Raw genomic sequence first — 20466 nt, 5'->3', positions numbered from 1 at the left:
AAGTGTCCAAAATAGAGGTTTATTAGACTGCAAAGTTCATGCTTTTTAATTTACTCCACAACTTTTTGTATTGAGCCATTTCTTCCTATATAGATTAACAACAATTTTTGCTTAAACACAACAATTAGGCTTGATCCCTAGGTTTGGCAAAAAAATTCAGCAAACACAAGTTAGTAGATTTTATGATAGATATATTTCAGAAAAAAGAGTGTAATAAAAAAAAACTGCCACAGAGTAAAACCTTTCAGAATTAATTAGAATCTTTACTTATTTTTACTGAAAAAAGATCTAAAAAATATGTAACTTGCTTTGGTTATGAAAAACGTTATCTTATTTACTTGAATATTATTGTTCCCTTGATGATAATATTTGCCAGAATGATATGATTGCTTTTTTAAAGTATGTTTTTTTATAATTAAAATTTATACTTATGATTTGGAATCAAGCAATAGAACTACTGAAAAAAAACATCCAATTGGGTTTACACTTAACACCTGGTAAAAGTTTCAAAATAGTAAGAGAAATTCCGCCTTATACGTGTAAAAACTATAATAATTCAGAAGGATTCAGAGTTCAGGTGGGTACAAACACTTCAGTAAATATTCCTCTACACATGTTAGAAACAATTTTCGAAGCTGCAAAACTGAATAACAACACCTACAATAGAGCCATTTTTGAAACAAATTTACCTAGAGAGCTCAATGCAAAACCATGCAATGTGCATTCCGTTGGTAAATTATTTGAACATGCAGGTATTATGGAAATGATAGATAAACGTAATTATCAAATTCTTTAATAAAAAGAGACTACACAAAGTACTTTATAAAATATGAGTAAAGAAAAACTAACTTTATCGCAATTAGAACAGTATTTATCTAAAGCCGCTTGGATTCTTAAAGGACCAGTAGATGCTTCAGATTTTAAAATATATATCTTTCCTTTATTATTTTTTAAACGTCTGTCCGATGTTTATGATGAAGAATACCAACAAGCGTTGGAGGAATCCGAAGGAGATATAGAATACGCATCACTACCCGAATTTCATAGATTTGAGATACCAGAAGGTTGCCACTGGAAAGACGTTAGAGAAACGACTACTAATGTTGGTCTAGCCATTGAAAAAGCACTGAGAGGTATTGAACAAGCCAATCAAGAACTGTTGTATGGCATTTTTGGTGATGCACAATGGAGTAACAAAAACAAATTATCAGATCGTTTATTAATCGATTTAATAGAGCATTTCTCTCAATATAGTTTATCAAACTCTTTAGTAGAACCAGATATTCTAGGTAATGCTTATGAGTATTTAATCAAACACTTTGCCGATCTAACGAATAAAAAAGCAGGTGAGTTTTACACACCGCGTTCTGTTGTACATTTATTAGGACTCATATTAGATCCTCACGAAGGCGAAACCATTTACGATCCTGCTTGTGGTACAGGTGGAATGTTATTAGAGTGTGTAGACCATTTAAAAGAAAACAGCGAAGATTATAGAACACTTAAATTATTCGGACAAGAAAAAAATCTAACTTCTAGCTCTATTGCTAGAATGAACATGTTTTTACATGGCATTGAAGACTTTCAAATCTCAAGAGGCGATACCTTAAGACAACCTGCATTTTTTGCTGCAGATGGATTAAAAACTTTTGATTGTGTGATTGCAAATCCACCATTTTCATTAAAAGAATGGGGAGCAGAAAATTGGGCAAACGATCCGTTTGGAAGAAATATTGCAGGCGTACCTCCAAAAGGTAATGGTGATATGGCTTGGGTACAACACATGATTAAATCTATGAATAGTACTGGTCGTATGGCGGTTGTGTTGCCGAATGGAGTACTTTTTAAAAAGGGATCTGAAGGTCGAATTAGAGAGGAACTTATAAAACAAGATATGCTCGAAGCTGTCATTGGTTTAGGTCCAAATATTTTCTACGGTACACCACTAGCTCCTTGTGTTTTAGTTTTTCAACAAAATAAAAGGCATGATAAAAAAGGAAAAATTCTATTTGTTGATGCATCAGACCAAATTAAAGTTGGTAGAGCACAAAACTTCCTTGAAGAAGATCATTTAACTCAGATTTTTAAATGGTATCAAAATTTTGAAGATGTTGAAAACTATGTTAAAGTAGCTAATATTGATTTTATAAAAGAGAAAAAATATTTTTTAAATATCCCATTTTATGTAGAGAAAGTTATTGAAGACAATTTACCTAATTTAGATGACGCTCTTTTTGATTTAAAAACGGCTTGGGCAGAAAGCCAAAAAGCAGAAAAGAAGTTTAAAACAATGTTGAAAGATTTTATATGATGAATAATAAAATGCCTTCAAGTTCGGCACAGGACAGACAAGTTTCCATCTGGTTTCAAAAAATTCAAAATGGAGAAATTAAATTACCTCGATTTCAACGTCATCAAGCTTGGGATAGAAATAGAATTGCTAGTTTATTAGATACAGTCATTTTAAATTTACCATTAGGTGTAACCTTATTACTTAATGTAGATAAAGAACATTTTGTATCAAGATACATTGCAACTGCTCCTGAAACTGGAGCCAGAGTAACAGAGCATCTTTTAGATGGTCAACAACGATTGACCTCTTTATGGAGAACCTTACACAACAATTATGAAGATGTAAAATTCTTTTTATATATCAGTAAGTACGATCGTTATTTTGAAAAAACAGAAGAAGCATTAGAAGTAAATGTATTTTATAAAACTAGGTATCAAAATAAAAAAGGGAATTTAATGCCTTTATGGGCAGATAGTCCTAACGATAGTTTTCAACGCGGTTTGATTCCTATGGAATTGTTTAGACCCGGCGACATTTCTTCCGAATATGAAAAATGGGTTGACGATGCATTGTTACCTATGAAGCCTGCTTCTGGTGATGAAAATTATGAGGATAAGCTGTTTTCTTGGATGAACTTTAAAAATGAGATTTTAAAAATTATTAGAGATTATAGAGAAACCATTTCTCATTTTAATCTTCCATATTTAGCATTACCAAGTCAAACTAGTAAAGATACCGCTTTACAGGTTTTCATCAATATGAATACCAATAGCAAGCCGCTATCTCAGTATGATATTATTAGAGCTGAAATTGAGGGAGTTAAAGGTGTTTCTTTAGATGATTATCAACATAAATTAGATGCAGATTATCCTAACATACATTACTATTTCGAACTTCCATTCTTAATATTAGCAACATCTGCTTTGATACAAGATAAACTCCCCAATCAGCGTGGTATGTGGGATATGCAAAAAGATACTTTAGTAGAAAATTGGGATCTTATGTGTAGCGGACTCGCTAAAATGGCAACTTTTATGGAATCTCAAGGAATTCATGATAAAAACAGATTACCAACCAATGCTGTACTTTCTGTTATAGCTGCTCTTTACACTGTTATTCCAGAAAATTTAGATGCTAGAGGACAAGCAGAAATCTTATTAAAAAAGTATTTATGGTCTAGTTTTTTTACTGATAGATATGAAAATTCAGCAGCTTCAAATGCTTATGCAGATTTTATTGCCTTGAAATCTATTATTTTGAAAAAAGAAAAAGCTCCTGATGTTTATTTTACTGAAAAAGATGTACCTGTATTAAACAGGGAAAAATATTCATTAACAACTATTGATGAATTGGTAAAAGTAGGTTGGCCAAAACGAGAAAATATTAGAGCTAGAGGAATTATGGCTGTTTTTACGAAGTTAGGCGCTATGGATTTTGCAGACGGTTCTACATTAACAAGACAACAATTAATTGATAGTAGAAGACATTACCATCATGTTTTTCCTGATGCTATTTTAAAAGAAGCAGAAGTAGAAAGTTATTTAGCATTAAATTGTTCTTTAATTACAGATAAAACAAACCTTAATATTAGTAATAAAGAACCTTTTAAATATTTAAAGGAACGTTACGACTGGACTAGTGAAGATATTGTAAATGCGCGTTTAAAATCACATTTAATTCCTATTGAAGAATTAAAAAATGGAGGCTATGAAAATTTATCACCAGAAGATAAAAAAGAAAAAGTAACCACAGATTTTGAAGCTTTTATTAAAAAACGTGGACAGTATGTTGTTCAAGCAATTTCTCAACTTACTTCTGGTAACGATATTAGTGCAAATGATATTATTAACAAAGTAGAAGAAATATAAATAGATGAATTTATTAAACTTTATAACATTAACAGATTCTGATTATAGATTATTGTTTTCTATTTCATCAGCTTTATTTGGAGCAATAGTAGGTGGTGGAATTACTATTTGGTATAAGAAAAAAGAAGTCAAAAATTTATCAGACAATCTTAATCTTCAATCTCAAAATTTAAATTTACAAAAACAAGTTTTTGAGGAAGCTAGTAGAAATAATGAATTAAAAATGAAAGCAGAATTGGTTCGTCTAGAGGATTTAAACAGACAATACAAGTTAAACTTAGAAAAATATGATTTTGAACATCTATCCAAAGTAATAGATTTTGCAGGTGATTCTAATGAAAAAATAAAAATGCTTAAGAAATTTTCATTAATTATAGAAAACTATAAATTCGAAAATTACTTTTTTGATGCTGCTGAATATGACGAAAAAGCAATTGATCATACTTACTATAAATTAGGTTATATTGAAACTAATATAAATGAATTATTAAAAGACTTCCCTAACGTATTCAACAGCCTTCATTCTGATTTTGAAAAAGTTAAAAACAACTCAAACTATTTAATTTCGACAAAAGGTGAGCTTTCATATCATGAAGAAATTAGTGATGAACAGATTATGGATAAAATGAGTTCTAGTTTATTACAACTTCATACAGATTTCCTTGATCTACTAAATAAAATGAAACAAGAATTTTTAGAACTTGATACTATTAAGAAAAATTATATTAGTAGTCAATTTAAAAACAGAATACAGGAATAAAACTAATTATGACCCAACAAAACCTAGAAAAATACCTTTGGGGAGCAGCAACCGCATTACGTGGTACCATAGATGCAGGCGATTATAAACAATACATATTTCCGTTATTGTTTTTCAAACGTATTTGCGATGTGTACGATGAAGAGTTTAAAAAAGCTTTAGAAGAAAGTGATGATGATCTAGAATACGCAGCATTTGTCGAAAACCATCATTTTATTGTGCCACAAAATGCCCATTGGAAAACCGTACGTGAAACCACAACAAATGTTGGTATTGCTATACAAGACGCCATGCGTGCCATTGAAAAAGCAAACCCAGAAACCCTTTATGGTATTTTTGGTGATGCTTCTTGGACCAATAAAAACAGGTTGAGTGATGAAACCTTAACCAACCTTATAGAACATTACTCACAACACAAACTAAATTTAGAAAACGTACCAGACGACCAATTAGGAAACGCTTATGAATACTTAATTAAAGAGTTTGCAGACGATTCTGGTCATACAGCAGCAGAGTTTTACACCAACCGTACCGTTGTAAAACTAATGACCATGATTATGGATCCACAACCAGGTGAATCTGTGTACGACCCAACCTGTGGCTCTGGTGGTCTACTATTAAACTGCGCTTTGCATTTACGCGATGAAGGCAAAGAATACAGAACCCTAAAATTATACGGACAAGAAATAAACCTGATTACTTCTGCCATAGCACGTATGAATATGTTTATGCATGGTATAGAAGAGTTTAGCATTGTTCGTGGCGATACCTTGGCACAACCTGCCTTTTTAGAAAACGACACTTTAAAAACCTTTAATGTAATACTAGCAAACCCACCATACTCTATAAAAGCGTGGGACCAAAAAGCATTTACAAACGATCCTTTTGGGCGTAATCTTTGGGGAACACCACCACAAGGTTGTGCTGATTATGCTTTTCAGCAACACATACAAAAAAGTTTAGATGCCAAAAACGGACGCTCTATTTCACTATGGCCTCATGGTATTTTATTTAGAGATTCTGAAGCTCAAATGCGTAGTAAAATGATTGAAGAAGATTTGGTAGAATGTGTCATTGGTTTAGGACCAAATTTGTTTTACAATTCTCCAATGGAAGCTTGTTTATTAATTACCAAAACTAACAAGAGCAAAGAAAAACAAGGCAAGGTTTTAATTATAAATGCTTTAAAAGAAGTAAAACAAGAAAAAAACATTGCCTTTTTAGAGCAAAAACATATTGACACTATTTTTAATGCATACAAAGACTTTAAGAATATTGATGACTTTACTAAAGTTGTTTCTATTGAAGAAATTTTAGAAAATAAAGGAAGTTTAAATATTGCTCAGTTTTTAAGTAATGTAGACACTAGTAAACCTGTTTTATCTGTTAATGATGCGATTTTTGATTGGAAGCAACAATCTAAAACACTTGAAAAAAGTATGAGTAAATTATTTGAAATCTTAGATTAAATGGAAACTATGACACAAAAAATAGATTTGAATAATTTAAATAAATCAACTTGGGAAACTTTTACGTTTGAAGATATTGCTCAAAAAATATCTAAAACAGTAAAGCCAGACCAAGCAGAAGTTGATATTTATATTGGCCTAGAACATATAGATGCAAATGATATTCACATTCGTAGAAAAGGCGTTCCTGCCGATGTTAAAGGAGGAAAATTAAGATGTTATCCTGGTGATGTTATTTTTGGAAAACGACGAGCTTACCAACGTAAAGCAGCTATTGTCGATTTTGATGGTATTTGTTCTGCACACGCTTTTGTATTTAGAGCAAACGAAGAAATTATAGATTCTAAATTATTTCCGTTCTTTTTACATTCAGACCAATTTATGCACAGAATGGTAGATATTTCAGTTGGTGGTTTATCTCCAACGATTAATTGGGGAGATTTAAAACAACAAGAATTCTTACTACCACCAAAAGAACAACAAGCTAAACTTGCTGAATTACTTTGGGCGATGGATAGTGTGATTGAGAAAGAACTGAAATTTTTAGAGAAGTTAGATATTACTCGAGATATTTGTGAAAGTGAATATTTGTTAGGTAAATTTGTAGACTTACCTAAACAAAAAACTAAAATTGGAAATATTCCATTAAGTTGGAAAATTGTTGAGTTACCCAAAATAGCTTGGTTTCAAGAAGGACCTGGTTTAAGAAATTGGCAATTTAAAGAAGAAGGCATTAAGGTTATTAATGTTACTAATTTAGTTGAAGGTATTCTCGACTTATCAAAAACTAAGCGACATGTGTCTTGGGTAGAATTCAATAAAACGTATAAACATTTTGAATGTTGTGAAGGAGATATTGTTATAGCAAGTTCGGGAAACTCCTATTGTAAACATGCCGTAATTCGACAAAAAGATTTGCCTTTAATGATGAATACAAGTGTTATAAGGTTTCAGCCATTAGAGGGTGTCAATTATAATTTTCTTAATCAATTTCTTAAATCAAAAATTTTCAAAAGACAAATTGATATATTAATTACTGGAGCGGCTCAACCAAATTTTGGGCCTTATCATTTAAATCAGATATTGATTCCATTTCCGAGTAAAATTGAGACTCAAGAATTTATCGGAAATAAGCTTGTATTTATGGATGAAAAAATACTAGAACTTCAGACCAAAATTTCAAGTTCCAAGGCCTTACAAAAGAGTTTAATTAATCAGGTGTTTTAGGGTATGGCATATAAAGTGTTTTTTTCCTTTCAAATGGATACCGAAGATAAGTATGGTAAAGGGTTTATTCAAAAAGCTATAGAAATTGCTATTCAAAAACTAAAAGATGAAAATATTGAAGTCACTTTAGATTTCGGGTTTAGAAAAACACCTGGAACACCTTTACTTATTGATGAAATGTTGAAGAAAAGTACTGAATCAGACATGGTAATTGTTGATTTAACGTTCACTTCTGCTAAAGAGTGGTTAGATGCAGAGCTATTAGAAGAAGACGCTACTCATTCTTGGCTTGGTGTACCTAAAGGGAAACGTAAACTATCTCCTAATCCAAATGTTTTATTAGAGACAGGTTATGCATGGGCAAAAAAAGGAACCTATAGAACTTTAGCCGTTATGAATGATGCTTTTGGTTCACCAGAAGAACTACCTGTAGATTTAATAGGTTTTCGTTGGGGTATTACATATAATCTTAATGAAACTAATTATGATACTAGAAAAGCTGTAAGGAAAGAATTAGCAAATGATTTATATAATGCCATCAAAGATGCTATTAATGCAGAGGCTTCTCATCAAATTGAAAAATGGTCTCCTTTTAAAATAAATCAACAATTAGATAGATATCACAGTTACTCATTTGTGTTTACTCCAGAATTAGAAGATATAATTAAAAAGTTAAGAAGTTTCTTAATTAATTATAAGGGACCAATTAGAATTGCAGGAGTTTCTGGTTCAGGAAAAACACGACTAGTTTATGAAGTGTTTAGGAAGAATGGCAAATTTGAAGCTGATGAACTTGAAAATAGTATTTTGTACTATGATTTAAAAGGAACAACGTATCAAGATATATCAAATAAGGTAGCAGATCTTACAAATTTAAACCAATTAAAAGTTGTTATAATTGATAATTGTAGTGAAGAGATTCACGAAAGAATAGCAAAAGATTTTTTCAGTACTGAATTGAGGTTAGTGACTATCGAGCCTAATTCTAAAAAAAGTGAAAAAGTCTTTCCTAATATATTTATCGATGAAAATATTAGGAAAACAGTTTTTCATAATATTTTTAATTCTAAATTTCCTTCAACAAATGTGTCACAACTATATAACACTCTTGATGGTGATTTGAATAAACTTGTTTCTGTAATTGTTTCAGATGTTGAAGAAGAAGATATTGTTAAATCAGTAATTGATTTATTAACGATAATAATTGGACAAGTTAATGTAGACATTGGAGCCATTAAGTTATTGATAGCAGTGTCACTATTTAAAAAAGTGGGTGCTACAGGTTCTTATTCCTATCAAATAGAGATTATAAGAACAACTTTTGTGAAATGTCCGAAGGAAAAATTAAATGAATTAATAAGTTTTTTAGTCTCGAAAGATTTAATAATCATAAAAGGTGATTATATACTTGCGAACGCATTTGAAAAAGAGCTTATAGATCATTGGAAAAGTCAAGCATTAGAAAATATTAATGAGATTGTATTGAATGTATCTAATAATAGTCTTTGGAGTAATTTTTCCGACAAGTTTTTTGATGTTTTGAAAAATGATGACTCTGGTGATTATATAAATAGCTTAAATTCTGTAGATGGAGTTTTAAAAGATAGTAGTTTCATAGATACCAATGAGGGTGGTGAATTTGTGAATTTATTAGCAGATTACTTTCCTAGTTTAGCATTAGATGTAATAAAATCTAAAATAGAAAGATTATGATAGATTTTTTTAATTTTCATAGTAGTGATAGATATACTATTGATACAGTACTAAAGTTGTGTCTACATACTGAAACAGCAAGTGATTCTTTCAAGTTGTTATATGGGTTAGCGAATGGTGATAGTGATCTTCAAAATTCTGCTAATATTGAGTTTGTTTCTTTGTTTCAAGTTTATTTAGCTGAAACTTGTTTGAGTTTAGAGGGGCGATTACAAGTATTAACTGAAATAGAAGAAGAAAATGAGATGTCTTCTGTTATTATTAATACCTATGAACGAGCTTTAAAGTCAAATAGTTTTACAGGCAGAATTCAATCTGGAGAATCTAAGAATAGGGGTGAAGTTTCTAAACCTAATAGTGAAGAAATATCAAGTTATTATAATAGTGTTATTGAAAAGTTATCATCTATAGCTCTTAATGGTAATGAAACATTTTCAAAATTAGCTTTTGATTCAATTTTATCAAGAGCTTATGATCAAATTAGCATTGGTAATTTTGATCAAATAATTAAAGTTATTAATGAGTTTATTCAAAAACAAGGTGAAATTTCAAATGACACACGTCAAAAATTAAGGGAGTTAAGTTCTGATAGATATGAGCTTGATAAAGATTTTTTAGAAGCAATTAAGGCCCTATTAGAGAAATACAAACCTGAAAGTATAGAAGAACAATTAACTGCTTTTGTGGTTTTACCTGCATGGATTAATGATAGAGATGGACAGGGGAACTATATAAATGTTTCATCAGAGAAAGCAAAAGAGTTGGCACAAATATATTTTGATGAAAGTGTTAATTGGAAGGAAGGTCTAGAGGTTTTATTAAAAGGTGAGCAAAGACAAACATATTCATTTTCGCAAGTTGTTGGTGAAAAAGGAAAAAGTGATAGTAATATAGTTTTAATAGATTTGGTTTTTGATATTTTCAAAACAATACCAACTGAAGAACAAAACTCAGCCTTTGTAAGTGGTTTAATTTATGGCGCAAAAGATGATGCTTTTACTAGATATTCTATAGACAAATTAATATCGTCAAATTTAACAGAAGTTCATGGAATTAGGTTAATTAGATATTTAAATCCTATTGAATATGAAGATCTTTTAAAAATAAAAAACCTACTAATAACTACTCCCGATTATTTAAGAAATTTAGAATACTTAGATTTAACCAACTTAACTAATAAAGAAACTATACAGCTCGTAGGTTGGATAAAAGAAATTAATTATTCCTTTGCTCTAGAAATTTTATATGAAATTTTAAGGAAAGATATTGATAGATGGAATAATCTAAAAGGAATAATAAATGAGTTGTTGTATGTTGATAAAATAACTGAATACAGTTCTTTTATTAATAGTACATTTCATATTGAAGATTTAATTTCTAAATCAATTTATGATGATCCTTCTGATAAACACATTTCTTTTTTAGTTCATCAAATAATTAAAAACTACACAAAATTTCATTTTGAAAACGAGTCATTTTTAGACCATTTAACATACTTCTTAATAAATGATTTCTTTGATCAATCTTGGCCAATATTTGGAGAACATCTGGCTTCTGGTCAACAAAGTGGCTATAAACTTTATAGTGTTTTAGAAAAATCAGTTTCTAATAATAAACTATTATATGATTGGTCAACAAGTAACCTCAAATATCCTCCAATCGCTATAAGGTTTATGAATATCTATAAAAAAAATGAAGATGGAAGTTTAGAATGGGATCAATATGCCAAACAATTAGTTGATAAGTTTGGTAATCAGCAAAAAGTTTTAGATAATATTAGCTCTAAATTTACAAGCTATTTTATGATAGATTCTACTTCAACATCTGGATTATACAAAAAAAGGAAAGTTTTAGTTGACGAACTTTTAGATCATAAATTTGATAATGTTAAAGAGTTTGCAAAAAATATGTCAGAATATCTTTCAAGTCAAATTGTATAAGAAGACAATTTTGGAGAAAACTATGAATTAAATAGTTAAGTAAATTATGTATTATAAACCTGATGATATATGGGACTTTTATGGAGCCAAAACTAGAACTGAATACGTAGATAAATATGTTATAAAGGGTAATTTTCATAATGAAGTTCCTCAAGATATAAAAGAAAGTTATGAAACTGCTGAATACTTAATGGCACACGCCTATTATCATTGGCCAATGTTTGATGAGGCTTTAAGAAAGATCTTAGGTATTTATGAAATGGCTATAAAATTAAAGTGTCAATCATTAGAAATTAGTATTGAAGTTGAAACTAAAAACGGGAATAAAAAGAAAAAAGATTTAGCTATTTTAATAGATCAATTAATCAAGGAAAAGGGCTTTCCAAAAGAATTAAAATATCAATTACAAGGAATAAGAGGTTTAAGAAATATATTGGCTCACCCAGAGAAGCATTCTTTTATGGGAGCCTTAAGTAGTAATACTATTATTAGAACCGTTAACATTATTAATCAACTATTTTTAAAAAGTGATTGGTTTCATTTAGAGCAAAAAGTGTTGAAGAAGACGCTAAATGAATCATTGAATTTTAAAGATGAATTATTTGTTCTAAATCATAACAACGAGAGGTTGTTAGTCTGTAATTTGAAACCTTTTTTCATATTTAAAGTCAACAATAGTTGGGTACAATGTTGGTCATTTGAAAGACTTATTAATAATTGTTCTAATTTGAGTTTTAGTGATATTCCTACATCAATATTTTTGTTTCTAAAAGATATTGAAATTGTAGGTACTTGTGTAAATGGTATTGATTTTAATTCAAACCTCCCTTTAGAATTAGAGTTAACTAAAAACCCAATAAATATTAAAAAGTTTGAGGACCATAAATTTGCTTTTAAAAGCATTACAGATAGTGACAAACAGATTTTTGAACAATTGAAATTGACTGAGAAATATAATTTAATTGAAAAGTTTATGTATAAAAACTGCTGGAATTAATTAAGGTATAAATTGAATTTAAATACGTAATAATTATCTAAAAAAAATAAAAAAGTGACCTTACACGAAGCCATACAACAAGTTTTATTAAAAGCGAAAACACCTTTAATAGCAAAAGATATTGCTGAAATATTAAACAGAAATAGTTGGTATGTTAAAAAGGATGGTTCAAAAATAGCAAATAGTCAAATTGGTGCCCGTGTTAAAAATTACCCGCAGTTGTTTCATAAAGAAAATGGATACATTGCTTTAAAAGGATCAACAGGAATACTACCTAAAAAGGCTATAAAACAACAAAAGCAGATTCCTGTTAAGAATCTAGATAAAAATACTGAATTGACTCTAAAAGTTTTAATGAATGAAAAAAACTTTAAAACTATTACAGGTCATAGTCATTTAATTCCCAATGCACCTGGTTTGTATTGTATACGTATAAAAAACCCAAAATCTTTACAAACTGTTTTTTCAAATGTTTTAGCAGAACGTAAGCATAGTATTATTTATATAGGTTTAGCTTCTAAAAGTTTAGAAAAGCGGTTTTTAAATCAAGAGTTAAGAGCAAAAGGTCATGGTACTTTTTTTAGAAGTTTAGGTGCAATATTGGGTTATCTTCCAGAAGAAGGTTCGCTAATAGGAAAAAGCAATCAAAGCAATTATAAATTATCTTCTAATAATGAGCAAAAAATTATAGAATGGATTGATGAAAATTTAATGATCAATTGGGTTGCTGTTACAGATAATTTAAACGGGTTAGAAAAAAAGTTAATCAATCAACATTTGCCTTTATTAAATATTGCAGGAAACCCTGGAGCATTAAATAACGTTAGCATTTTAAGAGATAAATGCAAGAAAATAGCAAGAGGATGAGAAAAGTAGAAAGAGATAATAGTTTAATTAATTAGGTGTTTTCAGGTATGGAAGAAAATTTATCAACACAAGAGAGTTTCGTGTCTTTTGAAGACCAAATCAAGGAAACGGAAATTGAAAAGAAACTAAGTATTCCAGCAAAAAGGTTGATGGAAAAACTGGAACCAATTCCTAGTAAAATAGAGTCACTTAAATATCGTTGGTTTTGGGAATTAATACAAAATGCTAGTGATTTTAATTCGGAAGTAGATATAGAATTAGAGCTCCAAGAAAACACTTTAATTTTTAGACATAACGGACAACCTTTTAAAATAGTAGATGTAGAAAATTTAATAACACCAGATTCAGATAAAGATGATGAAGATATTGATGATGATTATATTGGTCGTTTTGGAAGTGGATTTATATCTACACACGCCCTATCTTCTGTAATAACTGTTCAAGGTGTAGTTAAAGATAAGTATAGAGATAAAGTTCATTATAAATTTAAATTTGATTTAAATAGATCAAATTATAATTCTAAAAAGCTCTTAATTGATTCAATTCAAGAATCTGAAGATCAATTTAAAAAAGGCTATAAAGAGTCCGATTATTTACCAGGTTCATTTGATACTATTTTCAGTTATGATTTAACACAAGGTTTATCTAATATAAAACCTAAGGAAATAGCAATGTCTGGTATTGACTATGCCATAAAAGTATTACCATTAGTATTTACTTTTTTACCAAAACTTAAATCGGTTAAGATTATTCAGAATGGTATTCCAGAAAAACACTTTTATCAAAAGGAAAGAAGTGATGAAAATGGATTATGTGAAATAGGATTGAAAATTAATGCGGTTCCGCAGAATGATATTAAGGTCAAATATGCCAAAGAGCAAGATGTAATTGTAGCTCGAGAAATAAAAAATAATGTTGTAACAGAATATGCAGAAGAAATTGCTGTTCTTTTTCTATATCTACCATTAATTGGTTCGGAAAAGTTCCCGTTTCCAATCTCAATTAACTCAGCAGCATTTAAACCAGAAACAGAGCGAAATGCTATCAGTCTTTCGGACGTAAGTATAGAAAATAAAAACAATTTATTAAATGGAGTAAAGGCTTACAAAAAACTGCTTCTTAATTTATCAGAAGAAGGAATTGGCAACCTATATCATTTGGTTCAGTTAAAAAGTGATAGAATAAAAGCACTCCCAAACGGTTCCGATTGGTTTCAGAAAAATATTGAAAAGGAAATCAAAGTAGTCTTAGATGAAGTAGAGTTTGTTAATTGTAATGGAAATCCTATTTCTTATGCTAAACTGAAGCTTCCTTTTATACCAGAAAATAAAACAGAATCAAGAGATTTAGAATTCTATGATACCGTTTCAGCATTAATAATAAATGAAGTTCCGTCAAGATCAGAATATTTAAATTGGCTAAAAAATATTGATTTTACAATATTTAAAAGTGTTCCATTTAGATTAGAAGCAGCAGTTAAAATGGTTGCAAATTCTCAAAATTTAGTTCATCTAGCTGAAAACATAAATAAAGATGAAGAAGAAACTGTTAAGTGGTTGGCAGCCTTTATTAAATATGTGAAAGTTAATGATAACGGATTACTTACCAAATACAACATTATACCTTGCCAATCAGAACAAGGAAGTTTTGTAAATAGAGATGCTGAGATTTTTACAGATAATGGAGTTGATGTAGACTTAATAGAAGTTTACAATAAGATGAAAAATCAGAATTATAGGTTTAAGCTTTTAAATAAAACTATAAATAAGGAAGTTTCAAACTTACTGCCTGAAGCCAAATTTAAGACTTGGGAAACAATTGCAAAAGAAATTGATGAAATTTTCAGATTACGTTTAGACGCAAATTCTAAATTAACAAAAAATGAAATAGATGGTCTTACTCTACTTGTGAAATGGCTTAAAAGAAAAGGTTTTCCTAATTGGACAGAGTTACCTATTTATTTCCCGACTTTTAATAGTTCCTATACTAGTTTTTTTCTTGAAAGTTTCGATGATGAAGAAAAGGTTAAAGCAATAACAATTCGTGATAGTGGTAAGCAAGATTCTTTGTTAAAACTAGCAGAGTCAGATGTTACAGAGGAGGAATTAAACAAGGTAGTTGAGAGTATTTCAGATATAAAACAAATAGTTAATATAATTGATTCTGGTGCGAACCTAGAACAGTTAACTGAACTTTCATTGCTTTTTCCAAATAAAATACCTTCTCAAATAATGGATTTTGCAAGAGAAGAAGGCGAAAAGAAACGTGATTTCGATACCAAATCAAAAATTGGAAGTGATGTAGAAAAACTATTTAAATCTGCTTTTGAGAATAATTATTTAGGTCTCATAGTTGACAAGGTAGATTTAGAAGCAGTAGATTTTATTTATGCAGGAGGTGGTTCGTATGATTTTAGAATTACAAATCCAGAAACAGGACAATCATTTTATATTGAAATGAAATCTGTTAAAAATGGTAACACGGATTCGGTAAAACTAGCTATATCTCAACTAGAAAGAACAGTAAATCCTAAATATATAGAACATTATTGTATTGCACTTATTGAAAGAACTAAGGATATTAAAGATATGGATGAAGCATATGTTCTAAAAAACTTAAAGTTTATCCAAAATCCAGGAACTTTTTTAAACTCAGTTTATGAAGATCACAAAAAAGTAATTGAAAGTACCAGTAAATCTAGAGAAGCTAAATTATTAATGCTTAACGCAGATTTTAGATGTAGTATTGATTATCAATTTCTTAAAAGTAAAGGGAAGTCTATTAATGAGTTAGAAATAGCTATTGTAAATAGTTTGAAAAATTAAACTTTATCAGCTCATGAAACTAAAGAGCGTAGAAAACTACATCGGAAAATAATTCATTAGGTTTAATTTAAATGTAGATCACGATCTAATATTCCATATTCCGATACGGAATAATTATATATAAATAATTGATAATTAAACAATAAATAACTAATATTGCATATTTGAATATGGAATATTATGCAAAGTAAACAACAAATAATGAGTCCGCATGATATTGTTATTTTATTAAAAATAGCAAGTTATGGTAGTCAGCAATGGTTTCAAAAATCTATGGCAGAAGGTTTAGGTATCAGTCAGTCTGAAATAAGTAAATCTTTAAACCGCTCTAAATATGCAGGATTGATAGATCCAAAAGGAAAAAAAGTAATGAAACTAGCTTTGTTAGAATTTTTACAATTTGGTTTGCGTTACGTATTTCCACAAAAACCAGGGGCAGTAGTTCGAGGTATTCCAACATCACATTCCGCAGCACCTTTAAAAGACAAAATAGAAAGTACAGAACATTATGTTTGGCCCTATGCCAAAGGAACTGTTAGAGGGCAGAGTATAATTCCATTGTATCCATCTGTTCCCGAAGCCGCTTTAAAAGACGCAAAGCTATATGAGTTATTAGCTTTGGTAGATGCGTTACGAGTAGGAAGAGCTAGGGAAAAAGAATTAGCTATTATTGAAATTAAATCACGTTTGGGTTTTGGAAAATAGAATCATAAATATTGCTGTAGTAGCAGAAATTGCCGCTGCTTTAAAAACCATAGAAGAACAAATTGTTTTTGTTGGTGGAGCTGTAGTTAGTTTGTATACAGATGATCCTGCTGCAGATGAAATTCGGCCTACACAAGATGTAGATATGACCATAAATGTAATCAATTTAGGGCACTGGGTAGCACTTCAAGAAAGATTATCAACTTTAGGTTTTCATCCAGATCCACAAGGACATGCTATTTGTAGTTATAAATACAAGGATATTCCTGTAGATATTATGTCTGCAGAAGATGGCCCGATGGGACCAGCAAACAGATGGTATAAAATAGGGTTTCAAGATTTATGGACCGTAAATGCACATGAGCAAGAAGTAAAAATATTATCAGCCCCTTGTTTTTTAGCGACCAAATTTGAAGCATATAGTAATAGAGGTTCAGATTATAGAACAAGTCATGATATAGAAGATATAGTATATGTTTTAGATAACAGAACAACTATTGTAAGAGAAATACAGGATACCGAAAAAGAAATTAAAGAATTTCTGATAGAACAACTATTGCTTATCATAGATATGGGTTTATTAGAAGAAGTTTTAATGGCACATGTTCACCCTTTAATGATTGAAGAACGTATACCAATTGTGATTGAGAAAATTGAAAAAATAATTGAAAAAGAAAATTAATGTCATTCAACGAACTAAACAGTGTAGAAAACTACATTATTAAACAACTTACAGGAGTTAACTTAAATACGAATGAAGCATCCGAAGACGCCACTCTTTATGGTGGTTTTTGGCAATACAAATCGCCACAAGAATTAAATCGTTCTGTAAACGAGGTTTTGTTAGAAACAGAATTAAAACAATCTTTAATTCGTTTAAATCTAGAAATAACAGAAAATCAAGATTTAGCAGATGAAGTTATTTATAAACTCCGTGCTATTTTATTGTCTGTACATCAAGTAGGTTTGGTTCGTGCCAATGAAGAATTTTTTAAATGGTTACAAGGTGATAAAACGATGCCTTTTGGAGAAAATAACAGACACGTTCCTATTCGTTTAATAGATTTTGAAGAGTTAAATAATAATACTTTTATTGCTACCACTCAGTTTCGAATTCGTCATAGAGAAACTAAAATACCAGATGTAGTTTTATTTATTAATGGATTACCAGTAGTTATTGGTGAAGCAAAAACACCGATTCGAACCGCAATAAGTTGGTTAGATGGCGCACATGAGGTACATGATATTTATGAAAACTCAGTATCACAATTATTCGTACCTAATATATTATCTTTTGCTACAGAAGGAAAAGAACTCTATTATGGTGCCATAAGAACACCTTTAGAGTTTTGGGCACCTTGGCGTTTAGAAAATGATGATGACGCTATTGCGAAACGATTAGGTTTAGGAGAAGTTGGTAAAGAATTATCCGATTTATTACATCCAAAACGCTTGTTAGATATTTTACAAAATTTCTCGTTGTTTACCACAAATAAAAAGAAACAACGTATTAAAGTAATTCCAAGATTTCAACAATACGAAGGAGCCAATAAAATAGTAGCACGTGTAAAAGAAGGTAAAATCAAAAAAGGATTGATCTGGCATTTTCAAGGGTCAGGTAAATCTTTATTGATGGTTTTTGCGGCTCAAAAGCTTAGAAAAGAAAAAGATTTAAAAAGTCCAACCGTTATTGTATTAGTAGATCGAACCGATTTAGATACACAAATAACAGGTACTTTTAATGCTGCCGATATTTCTAATGTAGAAACGACAGACAATATAAAACAACTTCAAAAACTATTAGAAAACGATACTAGAAAGATTATCATTTCTATGATATTTAAGTTTCGAGATGCGAAACCAAATATGAATACAAGAGATAATATTATTGTTTTGGTAGATGAAGCACACAGAACCCAAGAAGGGGATTTAGGACGACAAATGCGAGCAGCATTGCCAAATGCATTTCTTTTTGGATTAACAGGAACACCTGTTAACAAGGCTGATAAAAATACGTTTTGGGCCTTTGGAGCCGAAGAAGATGAAGGAGGATATATGTCTCGTTATACATTTCATGATTCTATTAGAGATAACGCAACATTACCATTGCATTTTGAGCCACGTTTAGTAGATGTACATGTAGATAAAGATACTATAGATAAAGCCTTTGAAGAGTTTAAAGAAAATAGCGCCTTAACAGATGAAGAAGCAGATGCATTAAATAAGAAATCCGCTAAAATGTCCGCTTTCTTAAAATCTCCAGAAAGGGTTGCCAAAATAGTAGAAGATATAGCAACACACTTTAAAGAAAAAGTAGCTCCTCATGGTTTTAAAGCGATGATTGTTACTCCAGACAGATATGCTTGTGTACAGTATAAAGAAGAACTAGATAACTATTTTTCAGAAGAAGCAAGTCGCGTTGTGTTTTCTACATCAGCGAATGACAACATAGAATTTAAACAAAAATGGGGCGTTGATAAAAGTCAGCAAGAAAAAATTGTAGACGAGTTTAACGATGCACAATCAGATTTACAATTTATCATCGTTACAGCGAAACTTTTAACAGGTTTTGATGCGCCTATTTTACAAACAATGTATCTAGACAAGTCGATTAAAGATCATACTTTATTACAAGCTATTTGTAGAACCAATAGATTGTTTCCTAATAAGTATTTTGGTAGAATTGTTGATTATTTTGGTGTATTTGATGATGCTGCAAAAGCATTGCAGTTTGATGAAGAAAGTATTAAAACAGTTATTTCTAATCTTTCTGAATTAAGAGAGAAGCTTCCAAATGCCATGAAAGAAGCGTTATCTCATTTTGAAGGAGTCGATAGAGCTATAGACGGATTTGAAGGCTTAGAAGCCGCACAAAACGCTATTGGGAATAATGATAAAAAGGATGCTTTTGCAAAAGACTACAAGTTTTTATCTAAAATATGGGAATCTTTATCTCCAGACACAATCTTAAATTTATATCAAGAAGATTATAAATGGTTATCTCAAGTATTCGAATCGGTAAGGCCAGCTGCAGATAATATTGGTAAGTTATTATGGTTTTCTTTGGGAGCAGAAACTACCAAATTAATTCACGAAATTATTCACGTAGGTGAAGTACATCATCTAGATGAATTTATTTTAGATGCAGATGTTATTGAAGATATTTTTAATAACCCAGATCCTGCTGGTGCTAAAAAATTAGAAAAACTTTTAATAAAACGTTTTAAGAAACATGCGGGTGATCCTAAATTCAAATCTTTAAGTGAACGCTTAGAAGCTTTAAGAGATAAAGCTGAACAAGGATTAATTACTTCAATTGAATTTATTAAGGAACTATGTAAACTAGCTAAAGAAACGGTAGAAGCCGAAAAAGAGTTAGAAGCTCTATTGGTCGAAAAAACACCAAAAGCAGCACTTACTGACTTATTTATAGAGTTAAAAAATGAAGAAACACCTGCAGTAGTTGAACGTATCGTTACCGATATTGATGCTATAGTAAGAATTGTTCGTTTTCCTGGTTGGCAAAAAACAAGTTCTGGTGAACGTGAAGTACAAAAATCATTGCGTAAAGCCTTGTTGAAGTATAAATTACACAAAGATCAAATATTATTTGAAAGAGCTTATGGATATATTAAGGAATATTATTAATAACCTCTATAATGCATCTATTTCATTTTTGATGTATGGGTTAAATATTTGATTATGAGTGTGTTAAAAATTTATTTCCGTCCAGACCGCTTTTAAAAATAGCAAATAATGCTAAAACTCTGTAAATTATATGTTTACAGAGTTTTTTTTGTTT

General features: G+C 30.2%; 14 protein-coding genes. All 14 read left to right on the top strand.

The window, feature by feature from the left end; genetic code table 11:
• Positions 1-430: 430 nt before the first annotated feature.
• Positions 431-796 (top strand): hypothetical protein, encoded by a 366-nt coding sequence (locus MC378_RS14580; protein ID WP_242179509.1) that lies wholly within the window; start codon positions 431-433, stop codon positions 794-796.
• A gap of 33 nt (positions 797-829) precedes the next feature.
• Positions 830-2311, top strand: a complete 1482-nt coding sequence (locus MC378_RS14575; RefSeq protein WP_242179508.1) for a type I restriction-modification system subunit M — start codon at positions 830-832, stop codon at positions 2309-2311.
• Positions 2308-4161, top strand: coding sequence for a DUF262 domain-containing protein (locus tag MC378_RS14570; RefSeq protein WP_242179507.1), 1854 nt, complete (start codon positions 2308-2310; stop codon positions 4159-4161). Before MC378_RS14575 ends, MC378_RS14570 begins: the two co-directional genes overlap by 4 nt.
• A 4-nt stretch (positions 4162-4165) precedes the next feature.
• A complete protein-coding gene (locus tag MC378_RS14565) occupies positions 4166-4921 on the top strand; it encodes an aldo-keto reductase family protein (protein ID WP_242179506.1) in 756 nt (251 codons plus the stop codon).
• Between the two features lie 8 nt (positions 4922-4929).
• Positions 4930-6390, top strand: a complete 1461-nt coding sequence (locus tag MC378_RS14560) for a type I restriction-modification system subunit M (protein ID WP_242179505.1) — start codon at positions 4930-4932, stop codon at positions 6388-6390.
• Between the two features lie 9 nt (positions 6391-6399).
• Complete coding sequence (locus MC378_RS14555) at positions 6400-7617, top strand: restriction endonuclease subunit S (RefSeq protein ID WP_242179504.1); 1218 nt, start codon at positions 6400-6402, stop codon at positions 7615-7617.
• A gap of 33 nt (positions 7618-7650) precedes the next feature.
• Positions 7651-9330: a hypothetical protein gene (locus MC378_RS14550; protein ID WP_242179503.1), complete on the top strand. Its 1680-nt coding sequence runs from the start codon at positions 7651-7653 to the stop codon at positions 9328-9330.
• A complete protein-coding gene (locus MC378_RS14545; RefSeq protein WP_242179502.1) occupies positions 9327-11270 on the top strand; it encodes a hypothetical protein in 1944 nt (647 codons plus the stop codon). The genes MC378_RS14550 and MC378_RS14545 overlap by 4 nt, the downstream gene beginning before the upstream one ends.
• A 46-nt stretch (positions 11271-11316) precedes the next feature.
• Positions 11317-12267 (top strand): hypothetical protein, encoded by a 951-nt coding sequence (locus tag MC378_RS14540; RefSeq protein ID WP_242179501.1) that lies wholly within the window; start codon positions 11317-11319, stop codon positions 12265-12267.
• 54 nt (positions 12268-12321) lie between these two features.
• A complete protein-coding gene (locus tag MC378_RS14535) occupies positions 12322-13134 on the top strand; it encodes a GIY-YIG nuclease family protein (protein WP_242179500.1) in 813 nt (270 codons plus the stop codon).
• Between the two features lie 47 nt (positions 13135-13181).
• Positions 13182-15959 (top strand): sacsin N-terminal ATP-binding-like domain-containing protein, encoded by a 2778-nt coding sequence (locus tag MC378_RS14530; protein ID WP_242179499.1) that lies wholly within the window; start codon positions 13182-13184, stop codon positions 15957-15959.
• A 180-nt stretch (positions 15960-16139) separates the two neighbouring features.
• Positions 16140-16664, top strand: coding sequence for a hypothetical protein (locus MC378_RS14525; RefSeq protein WP_242179498.1), 525 nt, complete (start codon positions 16140-16142; stop codon positions 16662-16664).
• Positions 16654-17346, top strand: coding sequence for a nucleotidyl transferase AbiEii/AbiGii toxin family protein (locus tag MC378_RS14520; RefSeq protein WP_105050410.1), 693 nt, complete (start codon positions 16654-16656; stop codon positions 17344-17346). Before MC378_RS14525 ends, MC378_RS14520 begins: the two co-directional genes overlap by 11 nt.
• Positions 17346-20312 carry a type I restriction endonuclease subunit R gene (locus tag MC378_RS14515; protein ID WP_242179497.1) on the top strand — a complete coding sequence of 989 codons (2967 nt, stop codon included), beginning with the start codon at positions 17346-17348 and terminating at the stop codon, positions 20310-20312. Before MC378_RS14520 ends, MC378_RS14515 begins: the two co-directional genes overlap by 1 nt.
• Positions 20313-20466 lie beyond the last annotated feature (154 nt).

The organism is Polaribacter marinus, from assembly GCF_022662535.1.
Lineage (GTDB): Bacteria > Bacteroidota > Bacteroidia > Flavobacteriales > Flavobacteriaceae > Polaribacter > Polaribacter marinus.
Note: the sequence above shows the minus strand (reverse complement) of the source record. Positions and strands in the feature narration are given on the sequence as shown.